The organism is Streptomyces sp. NPDC031274 (assembly GCF_055570235.1).
The window spans coordinates 119,539-143,181 of record NZ_JBVIHP010000022.1 but is presented as its reverse complement, the minus strand read 5'-3'; the positions used below and the strand labels follow the sequence as shown (position 1 = coordinate 143,181).

26 protein-coding genes are annotated in these 23,643 nt (G+C 71.6%); 9 read left to right on the top strand and 17 right to left on the bottom strand.

What is annotated here, in order from left to right:
• Positions 1-63 precede the first annotated feature (63 nt).
• The 5 genes from ACZ5CR_RS31095 to ACZ5CR_RS31075 form a co-directional block, all read right to left on the bottom strand.
• Positions 64-780, bottom strand: coding sequence for a VIT1/CCC1 transporter family protein (locus ACZ5CR_RS31095; protein ID WP_468863498.1), 717 nt, complete (start codon positions 778-780; stop codon positions 64-66).
• Between the two features lie 49 nt (positions 781-829).
• Entirely contained in the window at positions 830-2,080 is a 1,251-nt protein-coding gene (locus ACZ5CR_RS31090; RefSeq protein ID WP_468863589.1) for an amidohydrolase family protein, read from the bottom strand.
• Positions 2,081-2,148: 68 nt separating this feature from the next.
• Complete coding sequence (locus ACZ5CR_RS31085) at positions 2,149-3,474, bottom strand: amidohydrolase family protein (protein ID WP_468863496.1); 1,326 nt, start codon at positions 3,472-3,474, stop codon at positions 2,149-2,151.
• Positions 3,475-3,488: 14 nt separating this feature from the next.
• Positions 3,489-4,373 (bottom strand): SDR family NAD(P)-dependent oxidoreductase, encoded by an 885-nt coding sequence (locus ACZ5CR_RS31080; RefSeq protein ID WP_468863494.1) that lies wholly within the window; start codon positions 4,371-4,373, stop codon positions 3,489-3,491.
• Between the two features lies 1 nt (position 4,374).
• Positions 4,375-5,172: an acetoacetate decarboxylase family protein gene (locus ACZ5CR_RS31075; RefSeq protein WP_468863492.1), complete on the bottom strand. Its 798-nt coding sequence runs from the start codon at positions 5,170-5,172 to the stop codon at positions 4,375-4,377.
• A gap of 200 nt (positions 5,173-5,372) precedes the next feature.
• Here ACZ5CR_RS31075 and ACZ5CR_RS31070 point away from each other — a divergent pair, with 200 nt between their 5' ends.
• The 5 genes from ACZ5CR_RS31070 to ACZ5CR_RS31050 all read left to right on the top strand — a co-directional run bounded on the left by ACZ5CR_RS31070 (position 5,373) and on the right by ACZ5CR_RS31050 (position 9,111).
• The gene (locus ACZ5CR_RS31070) at positions 5,373-6,008 is read left to right on the top strand and encodes a TetR/AcrR family transcriptional regulator (RefSeq protein WP_468863587.1); all 636 of its coding nucleotides are present in this window, start codon (positions 5,373-5,375) and stop codon (positions 6,006-6,008) included.
• 31 nt (positions 6,009-6,039) lie between these two features.
• A complete protein-coding gene (locus ACZ5CR_RS31065) occupies positions 6,040-7,047 on the top strand; it encodes a DEDDh family exonuclease (protein ID WP_468863489.1) in 1,008 nt (335 codons plus the stop codon).
• 89 nt (positions 7,048-7,136) lie between these two features.
• Complete coding sequence (locus ACZ5CR_RS31060; protein WP_249590727.1) at positions 7,137-7,370, top strand: hypothetical protein; 234 nt, start codon at positions 7,137-7,139, stop codon at positions 7,368-7,370.
• Between the two features lie 146 nt (positions 7,371-7,516).
• Complete coding sequence (locus tag ACZ5CR_RS31055; RefSeq protein ID WP_468863486.1) at positions 7,517-8,308, top strand: SURF1 family cytochrome oxidase biogenesis protein; 792 nt, start codon at positions 7,517-7,519, stop codon at positions 8,306-8,308.
• A 47-nt stretch (positions 8,309-8,355) separates the two neighbouring features.
• Positions 8,356-9,111, top strand: coding sequence for an SDR family oxidoreductase (locus ACZ5CR_RS31050; protein ID WP_468863484.1), 756 nt, complete (start codon positions 8,356-8,358; stop codon positions 9,109-9,111).
• A 111-nt stretch (positions 9,112-9,222) separates the two neighbouring features.
• On the opposite strand, the gene amaP is transcribed toward ACZ5CR_RS31050, so the two are convergent.
• Genes amaP through ACZ5CR_RS31025 form a run of 5 tightly spaced genes read right to left on the bottom strand, consistent with a single transcriptional unit; the run spans position 9,223 to position 11,577 of the window.
• Positions 9,223-9,801, bottom strand: coding sequence for an alkaline shock response membrane anchor protein AmaP (amaP, locus tag ACZ5CR_RS31045; RefSeq protein WP_468863482.1), 579 nt, complete (start codon positions 9,799-9,801; stop codon positions 9,223-9,225).
• 7 nt (positions 9,802-9,808) lie between these two features.
• The gene (locus ACZ5CR_RS31040; protein WP_468863480.1) at positions 9,809-10,495 is read right to left on the bottom strand and encodes a DUF6286 domain-containing protein; all 687 of its coding nucleotides are present in this window, start codon (positions 10,493-10,495) and stop codon (positions 9,809-9,811) included.
• On the bottom strand, positions 10,492-10,836 hold the full coding sequence (locus ACZ5CR_RS31035; RefSeq protein WP_468863478.1) for an Asp23/Gls24 family envelope stress response protein: 345 nt from the start codon (positions 10,834-10,836) through the stop codon (positions 10,492-10,494). Before ACZ5CR_RS31035 ends, ACZ5CR_RS31040 begins: the two co-directional genes overlap by 4 nt.
• A gap of 3 nt (positions 10,837-10,839) precedes the next feature.
• Positions 10,840-11,028, bottom strand: a complete 189-nt coding sequence (locus ACZ5CR_RS31030) for a hypothetical protein (protein WP_249590721.1) — start codon at positions 11,026-11,028, stop codon at positions 10,840-10,842.
• A gap of 54 nt (positions 11,029-11,082) precedes the next feature.
• Positions 11,083-11,577 (bottom strand): Asp23/Gls24 family envelope stress response protein, encoded by a 495-nt coding sequence (locus ACZ5CR_RS31025; RefSeq protein WP_468863476.1) that lies wholly within the window; start codon positions 11,575-11,577, stop codon positions 11,083-11,085.
• A gap of 93 nt (positions 11,578-11,670) precedes the next feature.
• Here ACZ5CR_RS31025 and ACZ5CR_RS31020 point away from each other — a divergent pair, with 93 nt between their 5' ends.
• Complete coding sequence (locus tag ACZ5CR_RS31020) at positions 11,671-12,414, top strand: nucleopolyhedrovirus P10 family protein (RefSeq protein ID WP_468863473.1); 744 nt, start codon at positions 11,671-11,673, stop codon at positions 12,412-12,414.
• Between the two features lie 30 nt (positions 12,415-12,444).
• Here the strand turns inward: ACZ5CR_RS31020 and ACZ5CR_RS31015 are convergent, their stop codons facing one another.
• The 4 genes from ACZ5CR_RS31015 to ACZ5CR_RS31000 form a co-directional block, all read right to left on the bottom strand.
• On the bottom strand, positions 12,445-13,257 hold the full coding sequence (locus ACZ5CR_RS31015; protein ID WP_363207950.1) for an enoyl-CoA hydratase/isomerase family protein: 813 nt from the start codon (positions 13,255-13,257) through the stop codon (positions 12,445-12,447).
• Between the two features lie 134 nt (positions 13,258-13,391).
• Positions 13,392-13,613, bottom strand: a complete 222-nt coding sequence (locus tag ACZ5CR_RS31010) for a helix-turn-helix domain-containing protein (RefSeq protein WP_055550175.1) — start codon at positions 13,611-13,613, stop codon at positions 13,392-13,394.
• 362 nt (positions 13,614-13,975) lie between these two features.
• Positions 13,976-15,574, bottom strand: a complete 1,599-nt coding sequence (locus tag ACZ5CR_RS31005; RefSeq protein WP_468863470.1) for an ABC-F family ATP-binding cassette domain-containing protein — start codon at positions 15,572-15,574, stop codon at positions 13,976-13,978.
• Between the two features lie 92 nt (positions 15,575-15,666).
• The gene (locus ACZ5CR_RS31000) at positions 15,667-16,524 is read right to left on the bottom strand and encodes a PQQ-binding-like beta-propeller repeat protein (protein WP_468863468.1); all 858 of its coding nucleotides are present in this window, start codon (positions 16,522-16,524) and stop codon (positions 15,667-15,669) included.
• 245 nt (positions 16,525-16,769) lie between these two features.
• Between ACZ5CR_RS31000 and ypfJ the strand changes: the two genes are divergently transcribed.
• On the top strand, positions 16,770-17,660 hold the full coding sequence (gene ypfJ, locus ACZ5CR_RS30995; protein ID WP_468863466.1) for a KPN_02809 family neutral zinc metallopeptidase: 891 nt from the start codon (positions 16,770-16,772) through the stop codon (positions 17,658-17,660).
• A gap of 34 nt (positions 17,661-17,694) precedes the next feature.
• Here ypfJ and ACZ5CR_RS30990 read toward each other — a convergent pair whose 3' ends face one another.
• The 3 genes from ACZ5CR_RS30990 to ACZ5CR_RS30980 form a co-directional block, all read right to left on the bottom strand.
• Positions 17,695-19,158, bottom strand: coding sequence for a hypothetical protein (locus ACZ5CR_RS30990; RefSeq protein ID WP_468863463.1), 1,464 nt, complete (start codon positions 19,156-19,158; stop codon positions 17,695-17,697).
• Between the two features lie 88 nt (positions 19,159-19,246).
• Complete coding sequence (locus ACZ5CR_RS30985; protein ID WP_468863460.1) at positions 19,247-20,383, bottom strand: alpha/beta hydrolase; 1,137 nt, start codon at positions 20,381-20,383, stop codon at positions 19,247-19,249.
• 147 nt (positions 20,384-20,530) lie between these two features.
• The gene (locus tag ACZ5CR_RS30980) at positions 20,531-21,199 is read right to left on the bottom strand and encodes a class II aldolase/adducin family protein (protein WP_468863458.1); all 669 of its coding nucleotides are present in this window, start codon (positions 21,197-21,199) and stop codon (positions 20,531-20,533) included.
• Positions 21,200-21,389: 190 nt separating this feature from the next.
• On the opposite strand from ACZ5CR_RS30980, the gene ACZ5CR_RS30975 reads away from it, so the two are divergent.
• Positions 21,390-22,130, top strand: coding sequence for a lysozyme (locus tag ACZ5CR_RS30975; RefSeq protein ID WP_468863455.1), 741 nt, complete (start codon positions 21,390-21,392; stop codon positions 22,128-22,130).
• Between the two features lie 224 nt (positions 22,131-22,354).
• Positions 22,355-23,641 carry an inorganic phosphate transporter gene (locus ACZ5CR_RS30970; RefSeq protein ID WP_468863453.1) on the top strand — a complete coding sequence of 429 codons (1,287 nt, stop codon included), beginning with the start codon at positions 22,355-22,357 and terminating at the stop codon, positions 23,639-23,641.
• The last annotated feature ends 2 nt before the right edge of the window (positions 23,642-23,643 follow it).

The following is a 23,643-nucleotide window of genomic DNA, read 5'->3' as shown; positions in this document are numbered from 1 at the left end:
TGCGGACGCTGGGACACATGCGGGCGCTCAGACACATGCGGGCGCTCAGACACATGCGGGCGCTCAGACCCCCACCGCCCCGAGCAGCGCCCCCGCCCCGTACGTCACCGCCATCGCGAGCGCCCCTCCCCCTATGTTGCGCACCACGGCGGGCCGCACCCGCGCCGAGCCGAGCCGCGCGCTGCTCCAGCCCGTGAGGGCGAGCGCGCCGAGGACCGAGACGACGGTGACCCCGAGACGCCAGTCGGCGGGCGGCAGGACGATGGCGAGAAGCGGAAGGAGCGCGCCCACCGTGAAGGCCACGAAGCTGGCCCAGGCGGCGTGCCACGGATTGGTGAGTGCGTCGGGGTCGATACCGAGCTCCACGCGCGCGTGCGCGCGCAGCGCGTCCCGCTCGGTGAGCTGCTCGGCCGCCTGTCTTGCCACCTCGCGGCTCAGCCCCCGGTCCGCGAGGAGATCCGTCAGCTCGACCAGTTCGGCCTCGGGCTGCTCCCGCAGCTCGCGCTTCTCCATGGCGAGGGCGGCCTTCTCGGAGTCACGCTGGGTGGACACGGAGACGTACTCGCCCGCGGCCATCGACATCGACCCGGCGAGCAGCCCGGCGAGACCGGCCGTGAGCAGCGTGCTGCGGTCGCCGGTCGCACCCGCCACGCCGACGACGAGTCCCGCCGTGGAGACGATGCCGTCGTTGGCCCCGAGCACCGCCGCACGCAGCCAGTTGAGGCGCGACGCGAGAGCGCCGCCGTGCGGTTCGTCATGTCCAGCTGCCTGATCGCTCACCCGGGGAGGGTCTCACCCCCGGGTGGGCGAGTTCGGCAGGGGCACGCCGTCACCAGACGCGCGCCGACCCTCCCTTGGCGAACACCGGGCTCGTCGCTCCCGCCGGTGTCTCCTTGAGGGGCTCGTCCAGTTCCTGGACCGTCGGTCCCACGCGTGCGGCGACCGCCCCGAGCCGCTCCAGGTCGAAGCCGTAGACACCGGCCGCGTTGCCTCCGACCATGGCCGCTATCTCGTCCTTCGGGAGGCCCGCGTAGGCGATGCGGAGACCTTCGCGCGAGTACGGGTGCGTGCCCTCGTCGTGCGGATAGTCGCTGCCCCACATGATCTTGTCCAGGCCGATCCGGTCCCTCATCAGCGCCTCGTGCGGGCGCATGAAACTCGCACCGACGAAGCAGTTCTCGCGCCAGACCTCGGACGGGCCCTTGCCCATCGAATCGGCGAGCCCCGCACCGAACTTCGCCTCTGCGGTCCCCGCGGTGTCGGCCTTCGACGCCGACGCGACCAGGCGCCCGTGGTAGTAGTCCAGCATGTCGAGCACGCCCGGGATCCAGCCCGAGCCCTGCTCGGTGAGCACCAGCCGCAGCTCGGGGTGGCGCCGGAAGGCTCCGCCGAACACCAGGTGCCACAGCGCCCGGTGCGAGAACCACGTGGTCTCCACCATGAAGACGGCCCGCGCGGCCGGTTCGTCGCCCAGCGGCGGCGACGCGGAGCCCGCGTGGTGGTTGGCCGGTACGCCGCGCTCGGCACAGGCCGCCCAGATCGGGTCGTACGTCGCCGAGTAGAGCTCCGGGAGTCCACTGCCCGGTGGCGTGCCGGGCAGCAGCAGGCCGCCGTTCAGGCCCGCGTCGGCCGAGCGGTGGATCTCCTTGACGGCCTCGTCCACGTCGTTCAGGAGGATCTGGAAGACGCCCGCCCTGCGGCCCGGGGCCGCGCCGCAGAAGTCGGCGAGCCAGCGGTTGTGGGCGCGCAGACCCGCCCAGCGCTGCTCGAACTCCGCACGCGTGGGAGCCGGCGCCATCAGGGAGGCGGTAGGGAAGAACGGCGGGATGGTGTTCGGGAAGACGACCTCGGCGACGATGCCGTCCTTCTCCAGCTCGGCGAGGCGGCGGTCCGAGTTCCAGTTGCGGTCGGCGGTGTCGGCGAGCAGGTCCTCGTACGGATTGACGTAGGTGGCCGCCCACGCGTCGAACGCGTCGTGGAAGCGGGACTCCAAGTAGGGCTTGTAGTCGAGGAGATCGGCGCCCGCGTGGCAGTCGGCCGAGATGACGGTGTAGCGCTCTTCGGCCGTGTTCCCACTCATGGCTTCGGTCGTCTTCTCACTCATGGCTTCGGTCGTCTTCTCACTCATGGCTTCGCTCGTGTCCTCGGTCATGTCTGGGCCCCCAGTACCGGGAAGTCGTGGTCCGTCAGCCAGTGGCGCCCCACCTCGCGCGAGCGCGCCCAGGACGCCTCGACCGCCGCCTGATCGGCCCCCTGGCCCAGTTCGGCGGGTGTCGGGCCGATCCGGCGGGCCAGCGGCGCCAGCTTCTCGGTGTCGAAGCCGAACACCTCCGCGGCCGCCAGACCCAGCATCCGGCGGGTCTCCCCCACCGGAATGTCGTGGAAGGTCTTCTTCAGCCACGCGCGCGTGTCGGGCCAGGTCCCTTCGGGGTGCGGGAAATCGCTGCCCCAGAGGATGTTGTCGACGCCGATCTCGTAGCGCTGGGCGAGTTCACGGCGCTTGGTGTTGGTGGCGCAGATGAAGATCTGCCGGTCCAGGTACTCGTGCGGGGGCCGCTTGAGCTCCGCGAACGGCGAGAGCTTCTTGCCGCCGTGCGCGCCCAGGTAGAGGCGGTCCATGAACCACAGGAGGTTCGGCAGCCACCAGCAGCCGGACTCCGCGACGCCGAACTTCAGCCCCGGATGACGTTCGAAGACGCCGGACCAGAGCATGAACCACAGCGGCCTCGCGGGCCACCAGGTCACTTCGGAGACGTAGATCCCCAGGTGATCGCCGTACTCATGGCGGGGCGCCGCCCCGGAGTGGGTCACCACGGGCATCGCGCACTCGGCCGCCGCCGCCCACACGGGGTCGTAACGGCGGTCGTGGTAGGGCGCCTTGTCGACCCACATGGAGGGGATCATCAGCGCGCCGAGCCCGGACTCCTTGGCCCGGTGGACCTCGGCGACGACACGGTCGACCTCTCCGGTGATGGGCAACAGGGCGACACCGCAGTGCCGTTCGGGATGCTGGGACACGAACTCGGCGAGCCAGCGGTTGTGCGCCTGCGCACCCGCCATGCCGAGCTCCGGGTCCTGGTCACCCGAGAGGCCGAGGCCCACCCCGAAGGGCGCGGCCGTCTGGCTGTCGACGGCGTCCGCGTCGGGGAAGACGACCTCGGCGACCACCCCGTCGCCGTCGAGCTCCTTGAGTCGCTGCGCGGTCTCCCAGCCGCCGCGCAGGCCCTCCTCGTTGTCCTGGAACCACTTGGCGGCGAACGCGTCGTTGCGGATGCCGAGCCGGGTCGCCTCCGCGCGGCGGGCGTCGCGCTCCCCCAGGAACTGGTCGAACTCCCGGTGGAAGCGGCTGTCGAGATAGGGCCGGTACTCCTCGGTGGGCAGCCCGGCGTGGCAGTCGGAGGAGATGATCAGGTACGGGTCGTTCTGCTGGGCGCTTCGCTGAGCGCCTTGCTGAGCGCCTTGCTGAGCCGTCATCACACGTCCCTCAGTCAGTCGAGGATGAAGCTTTCCAGGTACGCCGGGTTGGCGCGGTCCAGCATCGAGAGCGACCTGGCCTTGATCTGCCGGTCGCTGTGCTCGCTCTCGGGGAGCAGCCAGAAACGGTCGGCCGCGATCCCCTCCGCCACGAAGTCCGCGACCTGCTCGACCGGGGTGAACTCCACCTCCTGGCCCGCGTCCTTCATCGCGGACTCCCACTGGTCGAGGCTGCGGTAAGGGGTCTTGCGGGGGCGGGACTTGGCATACCGGTCGGGCCGGTTGCGGTGCGACTCCCACAGCCCCGTACGCAGCATGTGCGGCCCCGGAAAGAGCACGGAGGCGCCCACGCGCGCGTGCTCCGCCCTCAGATGCGCGTACAGGGACTCCGTCATCGTCACGACGGCCGCCTTGGTGACCGCGTACACGGACGCCGTCGGCAGCGGTGCGATGCCGCCGTCACCGGAGGACGTGTTGACGACATGACCGGGCTCGCCGCCGGCGATCATCCGGGGCACGAAGGCCTGGATGCCGTGGAAGACACCCCACACATTGACCTCGAAGGCCCACTTCCAGTCGTTCGGCTCGTGCTCCCACATGCGGCCCTCGGCGCCCGAGCCGACACCCGCGTTGTTGCACAGCACATGGACGGCGCCGAACTTCTCGTACGCCGCTTCGGCGAGGGCGAAGACCTGCTCGCGCGAGCCGACGTCGACCACGCGCGCGTGCACGCTCGCCCCGCCCTCGCGCAGCCCCGCCGCCGCCTTCTCCAGGGCGCCCTCCTCGACGTCGGCCAGGACCACCTTCAGCCCTTCCGCCGCGAACCGCCGCGCCATGGCGAGGCCGATGCCGCTCGCCGCGCCCGTGACGACGGCGACCTGCCCTTCCCGCAGCTCCATCTCAGACGCTCCCCTCGGGCGGACCGTCGAGGATCTGCTGCGGATCGTCGTAACGCTGGTGGATGTAAGGAAGCAGCGCCTGCGCGCTGACCCGCTCGGCCACCCGGCCCTTCTGGTCGGTGGTCTTCTCGCCGATGGTGATCTCGACGACCGCGCGTACGGGAAGGTCGGCGACCGGGTCGTACATCGACTCGCGCAGGACGACGTCCCCGGTGATGCCCTCCAGCTTGCGGACCTTCTCGTTGCGTACGCAGTGCACGAGCACCGGATCGGCGTCGAAGCCCGAACCGTCCACCGCGGGAAGGAACTTGAAGTAGAAGTCGGTCTTCTGGACCGGCGCCGGGAGCGGCAGGTCGCCGCTGACGGCGCCGCGCACCTCCACGAAGGCGATGCCGTGCCGGGCCAGCGAGGCCCGGACGACCAGGCCGTCGCGCTCCACCTCGACCTCGCCCAGCTTCTTCGGCTCCCCGAAGACCTCGCGCCCGCCGATCAGCGCCCGCTCGTGGGTCATCGGCATCACCAGCGGATACCAGCCCGGCACCCCGTCGTGCTCGGCGGCGACGGCCACCGAGCCCGCGCCGAGCGGATACCCGGGCAGGTCGACCTTGCTGATGTTGGCCCGCACCAGGGGCCGGTGCGTGGGCTTCAGCGGAGGCGGCAGGACCGCCGCCACCGCGTCCGGATCGCTCTCCCAGACGGCCACCACACCGGTGGACCAGATGTCGGGCAGCTTCGAACTCGCGGTGCGCGCGGCGGCGATCTCCGCCTCGGTGCGCGCTCCATAACGTACGCGTGCCATGTCGTACCACCCTTCGTCAGGACTACAAGAGGTCTTGCGGGCGGTTCTGTAACACAGTTACAACAGGAGGCGTGAAGAGTGAAGAGACGCGTGCGCATCCGGACCCGGAACCTGGCCGCCCCGACCGGGAACCCGGCCATCCCGACCGGGAACGCGGCCGTCTCGACCGGGAACAGGTCCTCGCCGCCGCCGCGGCCCTCGTGAAGCAGCACGGCCCGGCGGCCCTGACGATGCGCAAGCTCGCCGCCGAGCTCGGCACCGCTGTCACCTCGATCTACTGGCACGTCGGCAACCGCGAGTCGCTCCTGGACGCCCTCGTCGAGCGCACCCTCGCCGACCTCGGCGCGATCCACCCCGCGGGACGCACCCCCGACCGGCGCATCGTCTCCGTGGCGCGCGCCCTGCGCCGCCAGCTGCGCGACCACCCGCACCTCGTCGCGATGGTGCACGAACGCGGCCTCACCGAGCGGATGTTCCTGCCCGCCCAGCAGGTCCTCGTCCACGAAGTGCACGCGGCGGGCCTGCGCGGCGCCCGCGCGGCCGACGCCGTACGCGCCGTCCAGGTCCATGTCGTCGGCCACGTCCTGGTCGAGCGCAACCGCGAACGCGCGCCCGTGCAGCGGCCCGGCGAGGAAGAGCTGTGGGGCGCGCGGACGGCCGAACACGACCCGGCACTCGCCCGCGCGCTCGCCAGGCCCGCCGACCCCGAGGCACTGTTCACCCTGTCGACAAGGGCACTGGTGTCCGGGCTTCTCGGCGAGGAATCCGACAGAAGCACGCCCCCCGGCGACCGAATCGGCCACGCGACAGACCCGCGTACCGGACCGGGGACCTGACTGTCAGTCGCGGCCCGTATCCTCAGGGACCATGCTCGAAGACCAGACGACCGCAGCGTCCGCAGCCACCTGGCCGGCCGCGTACCCAACGGGGTACGCGGTCGTCGACGTCGAGACCACAGGTCTCGCCCGCGACGACCGCATAGTGTCGGCCGCCGTCTACCGGGTGGACGCCCAGGGCGACGTGGAGGACCACTGGTACACGCTGGTCAACCCCCAGCGCGACCCCGGACCCGTATGGATCCACGGCCTCACCAGTGACCTCCTCGCGGACGCGCCGCTCTTCAAGGACATCGCCGAGGAGTTCGCCGCGCGCCTCGCCGACCGCGTCCTGGTCGCGCACAACGCCGTCTTCGACTGGTCGATGATCGCCAGGGAGTACGCACGCGCGGAGCTCACCGCCCCGGTGCGCCAACGTCTGTGCACCATCGCCCTCTCCAAGGAACTGCAGCTCCCGCTGCCCAACCACAAGCTGGAGTCGCTCGCCGCGCACTTCGGCGTCGAACAGCGCAACGCGCACAACGCGCTCGACGACGCGCGCGTGCTCGCCGAGGCGTTCCGTCCCAGCCTCAAGGCCGCGGCGAGCGGTGGGGTGCGACTGCCGCTCCTGGAGTGCCGTCCGCTCACCGAGTGGACCGACGGGGCGGCCCGGATCGTCCGCCAGCCGACAGGTCCGGGCTCCGGCTCATCCTCGTACTCCTCGTTCGGTCCGGGGAGTTGGCGCCCCTCGCGCAAGCGGCCCGCCTGCCCCTACCCCAACCCGGGGCGGTACGAAACGGGCAAACCACTCCAACAGGGTATGCGTGTCGCGTTCTCCGGCGACACCTCCATCGAGCGCGAGCTGCTTGAGGACCGCGCCGTCGAGGCCGGTCTGCACATCGCCACGAGCGTGTCGCGGCTGACCAGCCTGCTCGTCACGAACGACCCGGACTCGGGCACGTCCAAAACCGTGAAGGCGCGGTCCTTCGGCACGCCCGTCATCGACGAGGCCGCGTTCGGCCAGCTCCTCCAGGATGTCGCTCCGGCGGCGGAGGGCTGAGCCGCCCGCGGACGTCAGACGGGTGATTATCGGCCCGGCTCCCGCCTGCTTGCTCGCATGCGGGCGCCGCGCGTCCCACCCTGTGGCGCATGGCACGTTGCGAGGTCTGCGGAAACGACTACGGCATGTCCTTCGAGGTTCATGCCCAAGGGGCGGTGCACGTCTTCGACTGCTTCTCCTGCGCCATTCACCGCATGGCGCCCATCTGTGAGCACTGCCGCTGCCGGATCATCGGCCAGGGCGTGGAGGTCGAGGGGCAGTGGTACTGCGGTGCGCACTGCTCGCGGGCGGAGGGGCAGGTGGGCATCGTCGACAGGGTGTGACCCGGACGCGTGACCCGGACGCGTGACCCGGACGCGTGACCGGGCCGTGTGACCGGGCGTCCGGGGTGCTCCCGCCGCTGCGGGATCCGGCCCTCGACGGGACCCCTCCCGCCGGGGGCCGAAATGGGACGGGTAACGTCAAAGGCGTGTACCGCTTCCTGTTGACCCGGCAGTGGGTGATCCTTACCCTCATCGGCCTCGTTCTCATCCCCACGATGATCGAGCTGGGCTTCTGGCAGTTGCACCGCCATGAGCACCGCGTCGCGCAGAACGCGGAGATCTCCAAGGCGCTCGACGCGAGGCCGGTACCGGCCGAGCAGCTGACGTCGCCCGGCCACTCCGTGGCGGACTCCGAGCGCTACCGCAGGGTGACCGCGCACGGGACGTACGACACGAAGGACGAGGTCGTCGTGCGGCGTCGCACGAACTCCGACGAGGAGATCGGCTTCCACGTCCTGACCCCGTTCGTCCTCGACGACGGCAAGGTACTGCTCGTCAACCGGGGCTGGATCCCGGCGAACGGACCCCAGACCGCCTTCCCGAAGGTCCCCGCGGCACCCAAGGGCGAGATCACCGTCACCGGCCGCATGAAAGCCGACGAGACGTCCGGGCAGAGCGGCATCAAGAACATCCAGGGGCTGCCGGACCGTCAGATCATGCTGATCAGCAGCGAGCAGCAGGCGCACAGCCTCGGCAAGGAGGTGCTCGGCGGCTATGTCGAGCTGACCTCGCCGGAGCCCGCAGGGGGCTCCCCCCAGCTGATCGGCGAGCCCGAGCACGGCGACATCGGGCCGCACATGGCGTACGCCGTCCAGTGGTGGCTGTTCTGCGCGGGCGTGCCCATCGGCTGGGTGGTCCTGGTGCGCAGGGAGCTGAAGGACCGCCGCGCGGCCGCCGCAGAGACACCGGCGCCGGAGGCCACGCCCGCCTCGGTGTAGTCGCCCCGCCCTCGCGTTCGGCTGCCGCGAGGCGGCAGGATAGGGCCATGGATCTTGGACTGAAGGACCGCGTCTACGTCATCACCGGCGCCACCCGGGGCCTGGGCAACGCCGCCGCGCGTGCGCTGGTCGCGGACGGCGCGAAGGTACTGATCACCGGCCGGGACGAGAAGACGGTCGCCGACGCGGCGGCCGAGCTCGGCGACAACGCCCGGGGCATCGCGGCGGACAACGCCGATCCGGCCGTCGCGGGCCGGCTCATCGCCGCCGCGCGTGAGCACTTCGGGAGCTTCGACGGTGTACTGATCAGCGTCGGCGGGCCCGCGCCGGGTTTCGCCGCCGACAACACGGACGAGCAGTGGGAGTCGGCTTTCGAGTCCGTCTTCCTCGGGGCGGTGCGCCTTGCCCGGGGCGCGGCGGCGGAGCTCGGTGAGGGGGGCGTCATCGGCTTCGTGCTCTCCGCCTCGGTGCACGAGCCGATTCCGGGTCTCACCATCTCCAACGGGCTGCGGCCCGGACTCGCGGGCTTCGCGAAGTCGCTCTCCGACGAGCTCGGCCCCCGGGGCATCCGCGTCGTCGGGCTGCTGCCGTCCCGGATCGACACGGACCGGGTGCGGCAGCTCGACGGACTTTCGGCGGACCCCGAGGCGACTCGGGCGGGCCACGAGTCGCGGATTCCGCTGCGGCGGTACGGGACTCCGGAGGAGTTCGGACGTACGGCGGCGTTCTTCCTCTCGCCCGCGGCGTCCTATCTGACGGGGGTCATGCTGCCGGTGGACGGCGGGGCGCGGCACGGGTTCTGATCCCCGATCCCGCCCCTTTCCGAAACCCTGGGGCTGCCCCGCCCCAGGGCCCCCGAAAGATGCCATCGAACGCCGGCCGGGCCAACTCTGCCCGTCCGGCGTTCGAGGACCTCAACTCACCCGCTCAGCCCGATGCTTCACACCCCGCAGCTGCACCACCGCGGGCAACCGGTCGAGCCCCGCCGAGTCCCTCGCATGCGCCAGCGCCTCCGCGGAGAGCCGGTGCAGCGCATCGCCGGGGGTCGCGTGGGGCTCCAGGAGCAGGGACACCCGCGCGTGGGGCGCGTTACGGCGGCCCGTCAGGGCGACCGCGGCCCGCTGGACGCCCTCGATCGACTCCGCCTCCCCCACGAGCACGTTCTCCAGGGCCCGCCCCCGCAGCAGCGCGCCCTCTCCGTCCCCGGTCTCCACAAGCACCTCGGCCAGCCTCCGCCGCCGCACCTGCGCCACCAGCCACCACAGGGCGAGCAGCACGCACACCGCGAGTACGGCGATGACCGTGGGCCAGAACCAGCCCTCGTCCCGCCACCTGGCCCGGTCCGCGTCGCTCAGCAGGACGTCACGCTTCCCGTCGTGGACCCACCACGACGGCGGCGAAGCCCCGAGCCCGACCGCGAGCACCGAACCGCCGCCGAGCACAAGCACCAGGCCGATCAGGCCGAGCACCACACGGTTGACCGTCTTCAGCATCGCGCGCTCAGCCCTTCCTGCCAGGCCGTGCCACCCGGACCGAGAGCGCGGGGCCGCGGCCGAGGCCCAGGTCCCTGATGCCGTCGGCCAGCGTGGTGTCCAAGTCGTTTCGTACGTCGTCGAGTTCACGGAAGTGCGAGACCGCGCGGACATCCACCTTGGAGCGCTTCATGCGGACCCGCACCGACTGCACGCCGGACACGTCCATCGCCCGGTCCCGCAGCACCATCGCGGCGGCCCCCCGGTGCAGCCCCGCCCGTACGTCCGGGTCCCCGCGCCGCATCGCGAGGACCGCCCGCAGCCCGGGCGTCGCGGCGAGCACGATCAGCCAGAGACCGGCGGCCGCGGCCACCCCGGCGCCGACGAGGACGGCCGTGTCCGCCAGGGGCCGCTCGGCCAGTTCGCGGGCGAGGTCGCGCCGCCAGCTCATGGCCAAGTGCCCGGCCCGCACCGCGGCGATGTCGTACAGCACGAGTCCCGCGCCGCCGAGGACGAGCAGCGCGAGGACGGCGGCGGGCACACGCCGCGGTGACCAGAAGCGGGTCGCCTTGGTGTCGTCGGCCAGTGTGGGCCGCGGGTCGTAGGACGCCGCGGACGCCGACTGGTCGAGTTCGCCGTCGGCCCGTTCGATGACGGGCAGCGGCTGTGTGCCGCCACCGGCGCCCGCACCCTGGGGCCCCTGAGCCTCGCTCATCGTGTCCTCCCCTGCGTCGCGGCGTGAACGTGTGCCGAGTGCAGCCGTTCGACCTGGACCGCGACCTCGGGCACTTCCATCCCCGCCAACGCCTCTACCCGCTGGACGACTTGGCGACGCACCGCGCCGCACTGCCCGCCGATGTCCGAGGGGTAGTCGAGCTCGACGCTGATCCGCACGCGGGCGACGTCATGGCGCACGGTGACGGTCGCGTGCGGCGGTGAACCGTCGGCGGGCACCGCCGTCAGCGCCTCACGTGCCGCCTGTGCCGCGATCTTCGCGACGACCCGGTCGGCGATCCTGGTCGCACCTCGCTCCCCGGGCGCGACCTGTGCCGCCATGACTCACCGCCGCCGGTCGTCGCCACGGGTACGGAAGAAGTCGCCGAGCTCCAGGTCCCCCTCGAGGAACCGGCCCGCGACAAACCCTATGGCGCCCAGGGCTGCCACCAGGAGAAACGCCCCGAACCCACCGAAGTACCCGGCGAAGCCGAGTGCCATTCCGGCCACCATGCCGATAACGGCCATGCTCATCGTGCGCTCCTAGAGTTCGGGCCCCCGGCGACAGCGTTGCTCCTGGCGACCGCGTTACTGAAGGCGGCCTTGCGGCTCATCGTCTTCCTCGTCCGGGAGCTTCACATCGCTCACCGCGATGTTGACCTCGACGACCTCGAGCCCCGTCATGCGCTCGACCGCCCCGATGACGTTCTCCCGTACGGCGCGCGCGACGTCCGCGATCGAGACGCCGTACTCGACGACGATCTCCAGGTCGAGCGCGGTCTGTACCTCGCCGACCTCGGCCTTCACGCCGCGCGACACCGACTTGGAGCTCGAACCGCCGGGCACGCGGTCGCGTACGGCCCCAAAGGTCCTGGCGAGTCCGCCGCCCATCGCGTGCACTCCGAGGACATCCCGGGCCGCGAGGCCCGCGATCTTCTCGACCACGCCGTCGGCGATGGTGGTGCGCCCTCGGGTGGCGGGGTCGCCGCCGCCCCTCTTGGTCGAGCCGCTCTTCCCCGCCTCGTCCGGAGACTCCTTCGCGAGGGTCTCCTGAGGCCGGTTCCGCTGTCCGGTGTCACTCATTGCGGTCTGTCCCTTTCGAAAGGGGATCTGCTCCTTCGCCCACACTAAGTGCGCTTACGTCCTCGCGCGCCAGGGATGCGGCAGGCTGGGGGAATGACCGGTGACGGATGGACCGAGGCGGTACGGCGACAGCTCGGCCTGGGGCGGGTTCTGCCCCTGGGCGGCCCGGGTGACGGCTCCTGGCTGACCGAGGCGTGCGCGGGCGGGGTACTGCGCCAAGCGGCGGATCGGGTGAGGGGCGTACGCCTCGGTGACCTGCGGTTGGCGCTCGCCGATCCGTCGAAGGCGGACGTCTCCCCCGTGCCGTCACCGCCGAGCGCGCTGCCGCCGGGCCCGCTGCGGATCACGGCGGAGTTCGCTGCCGAGTCGACCGAGCCGCTTCCCGAGGCGGCGGCCCGGCTCCGGGCGGCGCTGTTCGCGGCAGCCGACGAGCGGCTCGGCCTGGTGGTCGACGAGGTGGATCTCAGCGTGACGACGCTGCTCGACGAGGGGCAGGCCCCGCAGGCCTCCGTCGACGTACAGCCGGACGACGAGACGCCGCCGGACGGCGGGCAGGCGGCCACCGGGAGCGGGGACGAGGCCCGTGCGGCGGGCGCCGCCCTCGGCGTGCCGGGCGTGCGGCGGCTGACCGGCGCCCTCGGCGGCTTCGGCCGTGCCGTTCACATCGACGAGCTACCGACGGCGGACACCGCCCTGCCGCGCCGCCACGCGCGCGTGGAGCTGGCGACGGGCCGCGAACACCGCGCCCTGGACGTGGCGCTCGCGGTCCGTGCAGCGGTCGGCAAGGCTCTGCCGGACCACCCATCGGTGGCCGTCCTGGTCACCGCGGTGGAGTGAGAAGTGACGAGGTGAAGAGGTGAAGGGGGGTCAGTCGCCGAGCCCCGCCAGGTCCCGCAGGCGGCGCCCCTGTGCGGCACGCTCGGCGGTGCGCTGCTCCTCGTACGTACGGCCGGCCACGCCCTGCAGGAGCGCCTTGGTCTCGATGACCGCGTCACGCGGGGCGGTGAGGAGCGCGGCCGCCAGGTCGCTCACGGACGCGTCGAGCTGGTCGGCGGGCACGACGAGGTTGGCCAGGCCGACGCGCTCGGCCTCGGGCGCGTGGACGAACCGCCCGGTGGCGCAGATCTCGAGCGCGCGGGCGTAGCCGACAAGCCCCACGAGGGGGTGCGTGCCGGTGAGGTCGGGCACCAGGCCCAGGCTGGTCTCGCGCATGGCGAACTGCACGTCGTCGGCGGCGATCCGCAGGTCACAGGCGAGCGCGAGCTGGAAGCCCGCACCGATGGCATGCCCCTGGACGGCGGCGATGGACACGATGTCACTGCGCCGCCACCAGGTGAACGCTTCCTGGTACTCCGCGATCGTCGCGTCGAGGACGTCGTCGTCGCCGCGCGCCAAATCGATGAATGACGGCTCACCGTCGAAGCCCTCGGGCGTGAACGCCTGCCGGTCGAGGCCCGCGGAGAAGGACTTGCCCTCACCGCGGAGCACGACGACACGGACACTGCCCGGCAACATCCGGCCTGCCTCGGCCAACGCCCTCCACAGCGCGGGAGATTGGGCGTTGCGCTTGGCCGGGTTGGCCAGCGTCACCGTGGCGACGGCCTCGTCGACAGTCAGGCGTACGCCGTCCTTGTCGAGTACCGGTGCGGATCCGCCGAGTTCACTGCCGGGCGAAACCATAGGGGCCTCCGATGGTGGTGTGCGGTCGGTCCGGGCGCGCACGCGCGCCCGTAAGTGACTGCACAGTAACCACCCGACCGATCAGCCGATCGACCGGGTGGCCACCGTCGAAACCGGTGAACCGCCCGCAGCTGTCAGCCAGCTGCGGCCTTCTTGCCTCGCGTCGCCCCGCCGCGTCCCCGCAGCGTGACTCCGGACTCGCTGAGCATGCGGTGCACAAAACCGTACGAACGGCCAGTCTCCTCGGCCAACGCCCGGATGCTCGCACCGCCGTCGTACTTCTTCTTCAGGTCTGCCGCGAGCTTGTCGCGCGCGGCGCCGGTTACCCGGCTGCCCTTCTTCAGAGTCTCGGCCACCCGTGCCTCCTCGTGGGAAGTGCGCTCTGGACTTCTCATGATCACCCCTCCCGGCCTTCCTGGCCACCCATTCGGCAAGGTCCGTACGACGAGGTTTCCCGCCAGGGAAGGCGGGACCACGATCGGAATTAACGATTCCGCGTGTCGAATTCCGTACGGCTGAATGAGTTGCGGGACAAAACACCAGGTCAGCGCGGTGACGGGAGAGAGTCGAGTTCCAGGCCCAGACCACAGGGGAAATCCGTGTATCCCACACTTCGGTACGAGGAGACCTCACACAGATGAAGGATCACGGATCGGCCGAATGATCCATACGCAGTGGATCAGTTATTCGATCAACCAATGTGGACGCCTCGACGGCATCAGGCGAGCGCGACCAGATCCGCGTAATCCTGGCCCCACAGGTCCTCGACTCCGTCGGGCAGCAGGATGATCCGCTCCGGTTGGAGCGCCTCCACCGCGCCCTCGTCGTGCGTGACGAGGACGACCGCGCCCTTGTAGGTGCGAAGAGCGCCGAGGATCTCCTCGCGGCTCGCCGGGTCGAGGTTGTTGGTGGGCTCGTCGAGGAGCAGCACGTTGGCGGAGGAGACCACCAGGGTCGCGAGCGCCAGACGGGTCTTCTCGCCACCGGACAGGACGCCCGCCGGCTTGTCGACGTCGTCGCCGGAGAAGAGGAACGAACCGAGCGTCTTGCGCACCGCCACGAGGTCGAGGTCGGGAGCGGCCGAGCGCATGTTCTCCAGGACCGTGCGCTCGGGGTCGAGGGTCTCGTGCTCCTGCGCGTAGTAGCCGAGCTTGAGGCCGTGGCCCTCGATGACCTGCCCGGTGTCGGGCTTCTCCGCGCCGCCGAGGAGCCGCAGGAGCGTGGTCTTGCCCGCGCCGTTGAGGCCGAGGATGACCACGCGCGAGCCCTTGTCGATGGCGAGGTCGACGTCGGTGAAGATCTCCAGGGAGCCGTACGACTTGGAGAGGCCCTCGGCCATCAGCGGGGTCTTGCCGCAGGGCGAGGGGTCCGGGAAGCGCAGCTTGGCGACCTTGTCGCTCTGGCGTACCTCGTCGAGGCCCGCGAGGAGCTTGTCGGCGCGCTTGGCCATGTTCTGGGCGGCGACGGTCTTGGTGGCCTTGGCGCGCATCTTGTCGGCCTGCGAGTGGAGCTGGCTGGCCTTCTTCTCGGCGTTCTGGCGCTCGCGCTTGCGGCGCTTCTCGTCGGACTCGCGCTGCTGCTGGTAGAGCCGCCAGCCCATGTTGTAGACGTCGATCTGGGCGCGGTTGGCGTCCAGATAGAAGACCTTGTTGACGACCGTCTCGACCAGGTCGACGTCGTGGGAGATCACGATGAAGCCGCCGCGGTAGGACTTGAGGTAGTCCCTGAGCCAGACGATGGAGTCGGCGTCGAGGTGGTTGGTCGGCTCGTCCAGGAGGAGCGTGTCGGCGTCCGAGAAGAGGATGCGGGCCAGCTCGACGCGGCGGCGCTGACCACCGGAGAGCGTGTGGAGGGGCTGGCCGAGCACGCGGTCGGGGAGGCTGAGCGCGGCGGCGATGGTGGAGGCCTCGGCCTCGGCGGCGTACCCGCCCTTGGTGAGGAACTCCGTCTCCTGGCGCTCGTACTGCCGCATCGCCTTGTCGCGCGTGGCGCCCGAGCCGCTGGCGATGCGCTGTTCGTTCTCCCGCATCTTGCGGATGAGGGTGTCCAGTCCGCGGGCGGAGAGGATGCGGTCGCGCGCGAGCACGTCCAGGTCACCGGTGCGGGGGTCCTGCGGGAGGTAGCCGACCTCTCCGGAGCGGCTGATGGTGCCGCCGGCCGGGACGCCCTCACCGGCGAGGCACTTGGTGAGCGTGGTCTTGCCCGCTCCGTTGCGGCCCACCAGGCCGATGCGGTCGCCCTTGGCGATACGGAAGGTGGCGTTCTCGATGAGGATGCGGGCGCCGGCGCGCAGCTCGATGCCGGAAGCGGTGATCACGGACAGACTCCTGGGCAGGGGGGATGGACGGCGGAAGAGGGGAAGGCGATCACGCCGTCTAATGCACGAGGAGAATGGCCATGAGGGCAATTCTAACGGGGCGGTGCAAACTCATTTTCTGCCCGGGTGCGTACGCCGTCGGGGGCGCCGCCCGGCAGCTCGTTGCCCAGGGGCGTGCGCCGGGGCACGATCCGGCCGAGGTCGTCCACGGCGATCAGCTGCGAGGTCCACGGCGTCGCGGCGTCCTCGCAGGGCTGGGCGACCAGCAGAGCCTCGCGGTGGCGCACCGACCGGGCGGGTTCGAAGGCGCAGCCGGGTTCGGCGGGCAGCACCCAGCGCAGGTCGCCGTCGGCGCTGCGGTAGGCGGCGACGCGCTGCGGGGTGACGACGGCGAGCATGCGGCCGCGGGCGTCGAGCCGCTGAAGGACCCCGGCGGCGCCGCGGGCCGCCGGAGTGCGCAGCCAGGGAGCGCTGTCGGGGATGGCGCGGTGCCAGCGGACGGCGCTGCCGTCGGCGCGCGCGGTGTCGGTGACCAGGCCGTCGTTCCAGAGCGCGACGGCGTGCCCGGGGGCGTAGAGCAGGGCCAGCGGCCTGGCTCCCTCGCGGCGGTACGTCCAGCGCGGGCGGCCTGTCGCCTTGTCGTACGCCTCGACCGCGCGGCCGGTGGTCCGCAGCGCGGGGGCCGCCGTACCGGCGTCCACGCGCGCGTGGACGGTGACGTGGTCTCCGTAGGGGGCCGGTCGTGAGTGGTGGGCGGCGGTGATGAGCGGCAGGGCGAGGAGACCGAGGACCACCGGGAGGGCGAGCCGGGGGCCGCGACGGGGGCCGCGACGGGCGGGCACCGGCCGCACGGGCCCGGATCCGGGCGCCTCGCGCGGCACGGGCCCAGATCTGGTCGCCTCGAACGGTACGGGCGCGGATCCCGTCGCCTCGCACGGCACAACGGACACGACGCCCCCCTCTTCGGCATCTCTGCCGGTACCTCTGCCCACGCGACAGGCGCAGAGCGTAGCGGCGGCGTGAGCGCGCGGGCCCGGGCGGCGGCCGCGACACGGCGCGCCATGTCGCCGGGGTCCCCCGTTCGGACCCCCGTCCGGCGCCGCACGGGATGGGGCATATCAGGATGAAGGCGCCGGCATCTCGGCACAGGGCGGCGAGCGGCCGCCCCGGATGCGAGGCAGAGGGTGGTGCGCCCATGCAGTTCGACGACGACGCCGATCTGGACACGTCCGAGGTACAGGATGTGCGGGGCAGCCGGATTCCCGGCGGCAAGGCGACGGTCGGCGGCGGCATCGCGGGCCTGATCGCGCTGGTCCTCGGGCTGCTCTTCGGGGTCGGCCCGGATCAGCTCGGGCTCTCGTCGGGCAGCGAGGAGCCCGCGGCCGCGTCCTCGTCGCTCGCGCAGGTCCAGCAGACCTGCCGTACGGGACAGGACGCGAACACCAAGGACGACTGCCGCATGGTGGCGGTGGTCAACAGCGTGCAGGACTACTGGCGCCCCGAGTTCCAGCGCAGGAAGGGGACCTACTCCCCCGCGCCGACCGTCCTCTACACCAGCCGGGTGGGCACGGCCTGCGGCGCCGCGTCGTCGGCGGTCGGCCCCTTCTACTGTCCCGGTGACCAGAAGGTCTATCTGGACCTGGGCTTCTTCGACGAGCTGCGGACCAAGTTCGGCTCAAGCGGCGGCCCCTTCGCGCAGGCGTACGTCGTGGCGCACGAGTACGGGCACCACGTGCAGAACCTCATGGGGACGCTGCAGCGCTCCCAGGACGGGCGTACGGGACAGAACAGCAACGCCGTGAAGGTCGAGCTGCAGGCGGACTGCTACGCGGGTGTCTGGGCGCGGCACGCGACCCGTACCGCCGACGACAGGACGGGCAAGCCGCTGATCACCAGCCTCGACGACGCGGACATCCGCGAGGGCCTCGACGCGGCGGCCGCGGTCGGCGACGACCGCATCCAGGAGAAGTTCCAGGGCCGGGTCACCCCGGAGTCCTGGACGCACGGCTCGGCCGAGCAGCGGCAGCAGTGGTTCTACCAGGGCTACCGCACCGGCGACATGGGGCAGTGCAACACCTTCCGGTGAGGCGCCTTCCAATGAGGCACCTTCCCGTGCGGCGCTACACCCCTCCGGTGTGCACCTGGAACGCCGCCCGGCGCACGGCCTTCGCGAGCGCCGGGTCGGGGTGGGCCGCGGCCAGAGCGACAAGGACCTGGACGGTACGGGGGTGACCGATGCGCCGGACCTCGTCGAGGAGCGCGGGCACCGTGGGCTGCACCGCGGACTCCAGATGACGTACGAGGAGATGGATCTCCCCGTGGTCGGCGACGGCGGCGGCGGTGTCGACCCACAGCCACGTCGACTCGTCCCGCGTCAGAACGAGGTGGACGTCCTCGGGGTCGGCCCCCTCCTGCTCGGCGATCCAGATGAGGGCGTAGGGCCGCAGCGAGACCTCGTCCACGACGGCCCGCACCTCCGCCTCGGCCGGGGCGCCGACCACCCGCAGGGCTTCGAAGGCGAGGCCGCGCAGGAGGGCGTCCTCGCCGCGGGCCGCGTCCAGGAGCTCGGTGACGGCGCTGCCGACGGGGCGCGGGGCGAGCCAGGCGCGGTACTCGGAGCGGGCCGCGTTCGGGCGAAGCCGCGCGCAGCCGCGCAGCATGTCCTCGGCGGACTGCTCGATGTTGCCCGCCGGGCTCTGCGCGGCCACGCAGATCTGCTCGAGCTTGACCCAGACCGCCCAGCTGCCGAGCGGCGTGAGCGTGGCCTGCCCTTCTGCGAACGTCAGCGCGCCGACGGCGGCGAGGCCGCGCAGCGCCCAGTCCAGGAGGGTGGCGAGGGGCGGGGTTTCGGCCGGGTCCACCGGCTCGGGCTGCGGGCCGTAGGGGATCTCGCAGCGCTCCGTGCGCAGTTCCGTGACGCGCTGGTCCAGGAGGTCGAGGAGCTGCGGTACGGGGACGGGGCCCGCGGAGAGCTGCAGCAGGGTGAGGAGCTGCGGCATGGCCTCGACGGTCTCGGCCACGGTGGCGGGCGCCAGTTCGCGTGATGCCGCGTGCGCGAGCGACCAGGCGTCGAAGAGGGCGACCCAGCCGCGCAGCACGGCGGCGTCGTCCCGGTCCCAGGCGCGCAGCCGCCAGCCGGGGCGCGCGATGTCGCCGTGCACCTCGATGAGTCCTGCGAGGCGTGCGGTGTCCCAGTCGGCGCGGACCTGATCCGGGGTCAGTGCCAGTTCCGCGGCGGCCCGTTCGGCGATGGCGACGGAGAGGGTGCCTTTGGTGCCTTCGGCTCCGTCGGCGGCGCCGGGTGTTCCCACGCGGCTGGGCCCGGAGCGCAGGGACGTGTCGGCCCAGCGCGCGACCCGGACGGCGTCGGCGAGGCGCTTGCGCGCCATGCGGGCCAGCTCTCCGGGGGCGGGTGTGCCCTCGGGCGGCCGGGGCGCGGGACGGCGCGCACGCTGCTGCGTCACTGCGCCGGGGGCGGTCAGGGGCCGCGCTGTGTCGCGCTCCGCCCCCGCTCGCCTCTCGGCCCTGGGGGATTGAGCGCGGACGAGTCGAAGCCTTGAGTCGCGCGGGATACGGGACGTCACAGGAGCAGTCTTCCTGTTGACGGTCCGAAAACCCAAACGGAATGCCTTCGCGAGGCTCCGGAGAGCTACCTCAGAGGGCTCTCGCGCGCTACATGAGAGGCGTGAGGAAGCGCCGCAGCGCCTCTTCGTAGCCTGCGGGGTCGGCATTCCACATGGCTCCGTGGGGCGCATCCGGAACGGTGTGGAGGGTGACGAGTTCCGGTCGCCGCTCGGCGAGTTGGCGGGAGAGCGCCCAGGGGGCGATCACGTCGTCGGGGCCGTGGAAGAGGAGCGTGGGGACCTTGAGCACCTCGGGGTCGGCGGCCTCCAGGATGCGGTCGCCGCGCAGGCCCGTGCGGCCCTGGGCGGCGCGCACCGCGAGGGGCAGAAGGGGGCCCGGTGTACGCCGGGCCGCGGCGAGCGCGCGCAGGGTGGTCTCCCAGTTGAGCACCGGGGAGTCGAGGACGAGTCCGCTGATCCTCTCGCGCAGGGCGGAGTGCGCGGCGGCGCGCAGCGCCATGGCGGCGCCGGTGGACCAGCCGTGCAGGATCACGTTCCGCGCTCCGTGGCGCACGGCGTAGCGCATGGCCGCGTCCAGGTCGCGCCACTCGGTCTCACCGAGGTGGCCGAGGCCGTCCGGGGAACGGGGCGCGCCGAGGTCGCCGCGGTAGGCGATGTCGAGCACCGGGAACTGCTGGCGGTGCAGGAAGTCCATGACGACCATGGGGTGCTCTCGGGTCGTGCCGAGGCCGTGCACGGTGATCACCCAGGTGTCGCGGACACCCGGCACGAACCAGGCGGGCAGGCCGCCGAGTTCGCCGGGGATGTCGACGTCCGCGTGGTCGATGTCCAGTGCGGCGTGCGGGTCGCCGATGTGGACCTGCGGGGTGAGCCAGACCTTCGCACCGGGTTCGAGGGAGCCGTGCGTGACGCGCTCCAGGCGGCGTACGACGGCGTCCGCCTCGTGCGGCGCCCAGTCCAGGACGGGGCCGATCACGGCGTGGCTGCCGTTGCCGCTGAGGCCGTACGTGCCGGGGCGCAGGCTCGCGAGGGCGCGGGTCAGGGTGATCTGGCCCGCGGTCGTGGAGTGGACCGTGAGGCGGGGGTCGGTCGGCAGCGGGCGGCCCGCCGGTGCCTTCAGGGCGGCATTGCTGGCGAACCGACCCGCGGCGACGGCGGCTGCGCCGCCCAGGAGGGCGGTGGTGACGGCGGTGACGGCCGTTGCCGTCGCTTTGGCTGGGCGCACCTGCCCAGTGTCCGGCGGGCGAGTGGCCACGGCCAGTGGGCGTAGCCCGCGGGGTGACGTCATGCCGTCCGCGTACCCGTGGGCGAGGTGCTGAATCCGCGGGCCCCCGGGACGAAGCCGACCCGGCCGGACGCGCCCCCGGGGCCGTCACTGCTGGCCGTAGCCCCGCAGCCTGTCCTCCGCTTCCCTCAGCTGCCCCGCGGACAGGAGCGTCGGGGTGTGACCCGGGACCGCGCTGGCCGTCAGCCAGAGGCGGGACATCCATTCCAGCTGCGCCGTGCGGTCGTACGCCTGGTCCAGGGTGTCGCCGTAGGTGACGGTTCCGTGGTTCTGGAGCAGGCAACCCGTGCGGTCCCTGAGGGCCCGGAGCATGTTCTCGGCCAACTCGTCGGAGCCGTACGGGGCATACCGGGCAACCCGGGCCGGGCCGCCGAGGGCCGCCGCCATGTAGTGGATGGGCGGGAGCTCCGGGACGAGGGTGGAGACGGCGGTGGCGTGCACCGCGTGGGTGTGGACCACGGCTCCGGCGTCCGTGGTGCGGTAGACGGCCAGGTGCATGGGCAGTTCGCTGGTGGGGGCGAGGTCACCGAAGAGCTGATTGCCGTCCGTGTCGACGCCGACCGCGTCCCGCGGCCCCAGGCGGTCGTACGGCATGCCGCTCGGGGTGACCAGGATCGTGCCGCCGACCCGCACCGAGACGTTGCCCGACGTGCCCACCACCAGGCCGTCCGTCACCGTCCTGCGGGCAGCCGCCACCAGCTCGCCCCACGCCCGCTCCACCGCGTCCTGCCGAACTTCGTCCCGCTGCTCCGTCATGCCGCGATCCTGCCAGCCGTGAGGCGCGGCACCGTAGGGGCGGAGGCAGGGAGTCCGTAAGAGTACAAATGTGCATACATCCCTCCCTGGCATTGATTGGCTTGCCATCGGCGGCCATCGACTGCCATCCGATGGTCTTCCAGTACTCTCCGGAAGAATTTGTCCCGCACGTCGCAGTCCGGGAGGAAATATGGCTCATGACCACAAACCGTCCCGTCGCCGCGCGCGCGTCATCGCGGCCTCAGTAGTGACTCTGGCCCTTGGGTGGACCGTCCTCGCCGAGATTCCGGTTTCGGCGGCGGGCAAGCCCAGGGGGCACGACGTCTCGTCGCACCAGAAGCGAGTCAACTGGCACAAGGCGAAGAGCAAGGGCGCACGCTTCGTCTACATCAAGGCCACCGAGTCCTACACGTACCGCAATCCTCGCTTCAAGCAGCAGTACAACGGCTCCCGCAAAGCGGGCATCCTCCGCGGCGCGTACCACTTCGCCGTGCCGAGCAAGTCCTCGGGCAAGAAGCAGGCCGCCTATTTCATGAGGCACGGTGGACGGTGGAGCGCAGACGGCCGGACGCTGCCGCCGGCCCTCGACATCGAGCACAATCCGTACGGCAAGCGGAAGTGCTACGGCATCAGCAAGCGGGGCATGGTCCACTGGATCAAGTCGTTCAGCAACGAGGTGAAGCGGCAGACGGGACGGCGTCCCGTGATCTACACGACCACCAGGTGGTGGAACAAGTGCACAGGCGGCAGCCGTGCCTTCGCGGCGCATCACGCGCTGTGGCTCGCGCGCTGGTCGGCGGGGTCGGGGTCGCTGCCCAGGGGCTGGTCGTACCTGACCTTCTGGCAGTACGACAACGGCGGCAGGCTGCCAGGTGATCAGAATCTCTTCAACGGCTCGCTGAGCCAGCTGAAGAGGTTCGCCCGAGGGTAGCCACGCGCTGCCGGACACCCTCGGAACCCCGCATTCCAGGCCTCTGGAAGCTCACGTTCCAGGCCTCGCGACGCCACTCCGGGCGATCTTCGTCAGGGCCACGACGGAACCGGAGTGGCAGTGCCCCGAATTGGGTCACCGCACGGCCCGACCCAGTTCACTTTCCGTTCACTCAGCTTGCCTACGTTCCACTTGCCACTGACGTCCAACAGAAGCCTGGGTAAATGGAACACATCACGCTTCTCCTCGGGATCGTGATCGTTACCGCTCTCGTGTTCGACTTCACGAACGGTTTCCACGACACAGCCAACGCGATGGCCACCACCATCTCGACTGGCGCCCTCAAGCCCAAGACGGCGGTGGCCATGTCCGCCGTGCTGAACCTCGTCGGCGCTTTCCTGTCGATCGAAGTCGCCAAGACGATCTCTGGCGGCATCGTCAACGAGGACGGACTGAAGACAGAGGTGATCTTCGCCGCCCTGGTGGGCGCGATCCTCTGGAATCTCCTGACCTGGCTGGTGGGCCTGCCCTCCAGTTCCTCCCACGCGCTCTTCGGCGGCCTCATCGGCGCCGCGGTCATGTCGATGGGCTGGTCGTCGATCAACGGCGGCACCGTCGTCACCAAGATCCTGCTCCCCGCGATCGCCGCGCCCCTCGTCGCCGGCATCGCCGCGACGCTGGCCACGCGCCTGACGTACCGCATCGGGCGCAACACCGACACCAAGGCGACCGCCAAGGGCTACCGCGCCGGTCAGATCGCCTCCGCGGGCCTCGTCTCGCTGGCGCACGGCACGAACGACGCGCAGAAGACCATGGGCATCATCACGCTCGCCCTGATCACCGGCGGCGTCCTGAACCCGGGCGCCAACCCCCCGATGTGGGTCATCGTCTCGGCCGGCATCGCCATCGCCCTCGGCACCTACCTCGGTGGCTGGCGCATCATCCGCACGATGGGCAAGGGTCTGACGGACCTCGCGCCGCAGCAGGGCTTCGCCGCCCAGACCAGCGCCGCGACCGCGATCCTGGCCTCCTCGCACATCGGCTTCTCGCTCTCCACCACCCAGGTCTGCTCGGGCGCCGTGATGGGCGCGGGCCTCGGCCGCAAGGGCGGTGTGGTCCGCTGGTCCACGGCGACGCGCATGTTCGTCGCCTGGGGCCTCACGCTCCCGGCCGCCGGTCTGGTCGGCGCGGGCGCCGAGTTCCTCACCAAGCAGGGCCCCTGGGGCGTCGCGGCGACCGCCACGCTCCTGGTGGCCGGCTCCGCCGTCATCTGGGCGCTGTCCCGGCGCGACGCCGTCGACCACACGAACGTCGCCGACGACGAGATCGGCGGCTCCCCGGCCGCCGAGCCCGCCGGTGTCGTGACCACCGCGATCGCCGCCGTCACGCCGCCGCCCACCGGCTCGGCCGTGACGACCGCGGACGTCGACCTCGTCAAGGCCACCATCCCGGCCCCGACCCCGACTCCGACCGGCACCGTGGCGGACCCCGCCCGGCCCGCCACGGTGTAAGG

Excerpts from the sequence above, each read along its gene's own strand:
- ACZ5CR_RS31090 (WP_468863589.1), bottom strand. The coding sequence starts at position 2,080 with ATGAGTGGGAACACGGCCGAAGAGCGCTACACCGTCATCTCGGCCGAC.
- ACZ5CR_RS31085 (WP_468863496.1), bottom strand. The coding sequence starts at position 3,474 with ATGACGGCTCAGCAAGGCGCTCAGCAAGGCGCTCAGCGAAGCGCCCAG.
- ACZ5CR_RS31080 (WP_468863494.1), bottom strand. The coding sequence starts at position 4,373 with ATGGAGCTGCGGGAAGGGCAGGTCGCCGTCGTCACGGGCGCGGCGAGC.
- ACZ5CR_RS31075 (WP_468863492.1), bottom strand. The coding sequence starts at position 5,172 with ATGGCACGCGTACGTTATGGAGCGCGCACCGAGGCGGAGATCGCCGCC.
- ACZ5CR_RS31065 (WP_468863489.1), top strand. The coding sequence starts at position 6,040 with ATGCTCGAAGACCAGACGACCGCAGCGTCCGCAGCCACCTGGCCGGCC.
- ACZ5CR_RS31060 (WP_249590727.1), top strand. The coding sequence starts at position 7,137 with ATGGCACGTTGCGAGGTCTGCGGAAACGACTACGGCATGTCCTTCGAG.
- ACZ5CR_RS31050 (WP_468863484.1), top strand. The coding sequence starts at position 8,356 with ATGGATCTTGGACTGAAGGACCGCGTCTACGTCATCACCGGCGCCACC.
- amaP (WP_468863482.1), bottom strand. The coding sequence starts at position 9,801 with ATGCTGAAGACGGTCAACCGTGTGGTGCTCGGCCTGATCGGCCTGGTG.
- ACZ5CR_RS31040 (WP_468863480.1), bottom strand. The coding sequence starts at position 10,495 with ATGAGCGAGGCTCAGGGGCCCCAGGGTGCGGGCGCCGGTGGCGGCACA.
- ACZ5CR_RS31035 (WP_468863478.1), bottom strand. The coding sequence starts at position 10,836 with ATGGCGGCACAGGTCGCGCCCGGGGAGCGAGGTGCGACCAGGATCGCC.
- ACZ5CR_RS31030 (WP_249590721.1), bottom strand. The coding sequence starts at position 11,028 with ATGAGCATGGCCGTTATCGGCATGGTGGCCGGAATGGCACTCGGCTTC.
- ACZ5CR_RS31025 (WP_468863476.1), bottom strand. The coding sequence starts at position 11,577 with ATGAGTGACACCGGACAGCGGAACCGGCCTCAGGAGACCCTCGCGAAG.
- ACZ5CR_RS31020 (WP_468863473.1), top strand. The coding sequence starts at position 11,671 with ATGACCGGTGACGGATGGACCGAGGCGGTACGGCGACAGCTCGGCCTG.
- ACZ5CR_RS31015 (WP_363207950.1), bottom strand. The coding sequence starts at position 13,257 with ATGGTTTCGCCCGGCAGTGAACTCGGCGGATCCGCACCGGTACTCGAC.
- ypfJ (WP_468863466.1), top strand. The coding sequence starts at position 16,770 with ATGCAGTTCGACGACGACGCCGATCTGGACACGTCCGAGGTACAGGAT.
- ACZ5CR_RS30980 (WP_468863458.1), bottom strand. The coding sequence starts at position 21,199 with ATGACGGAGCAGCGGGACGAAGTTCGGCAGGACGCGGTGGAGCGGGCG.
- ACZ5CR_RS30975 (WP_468863455.1), top strand. The coding sequence starts at position 21,390 with ATGGCTCATGACCACAAACCGTCCCGTCGCCGCGCGCGCGTCATCGCG.
- ACZ5CR_RS30970 (WP_468863453.1), top strand. The coding sequence starts at position 22,355 with ATGGAACACATCACGCTTCTCCTCGGGATCGTGATCGTTACCGCTCTC.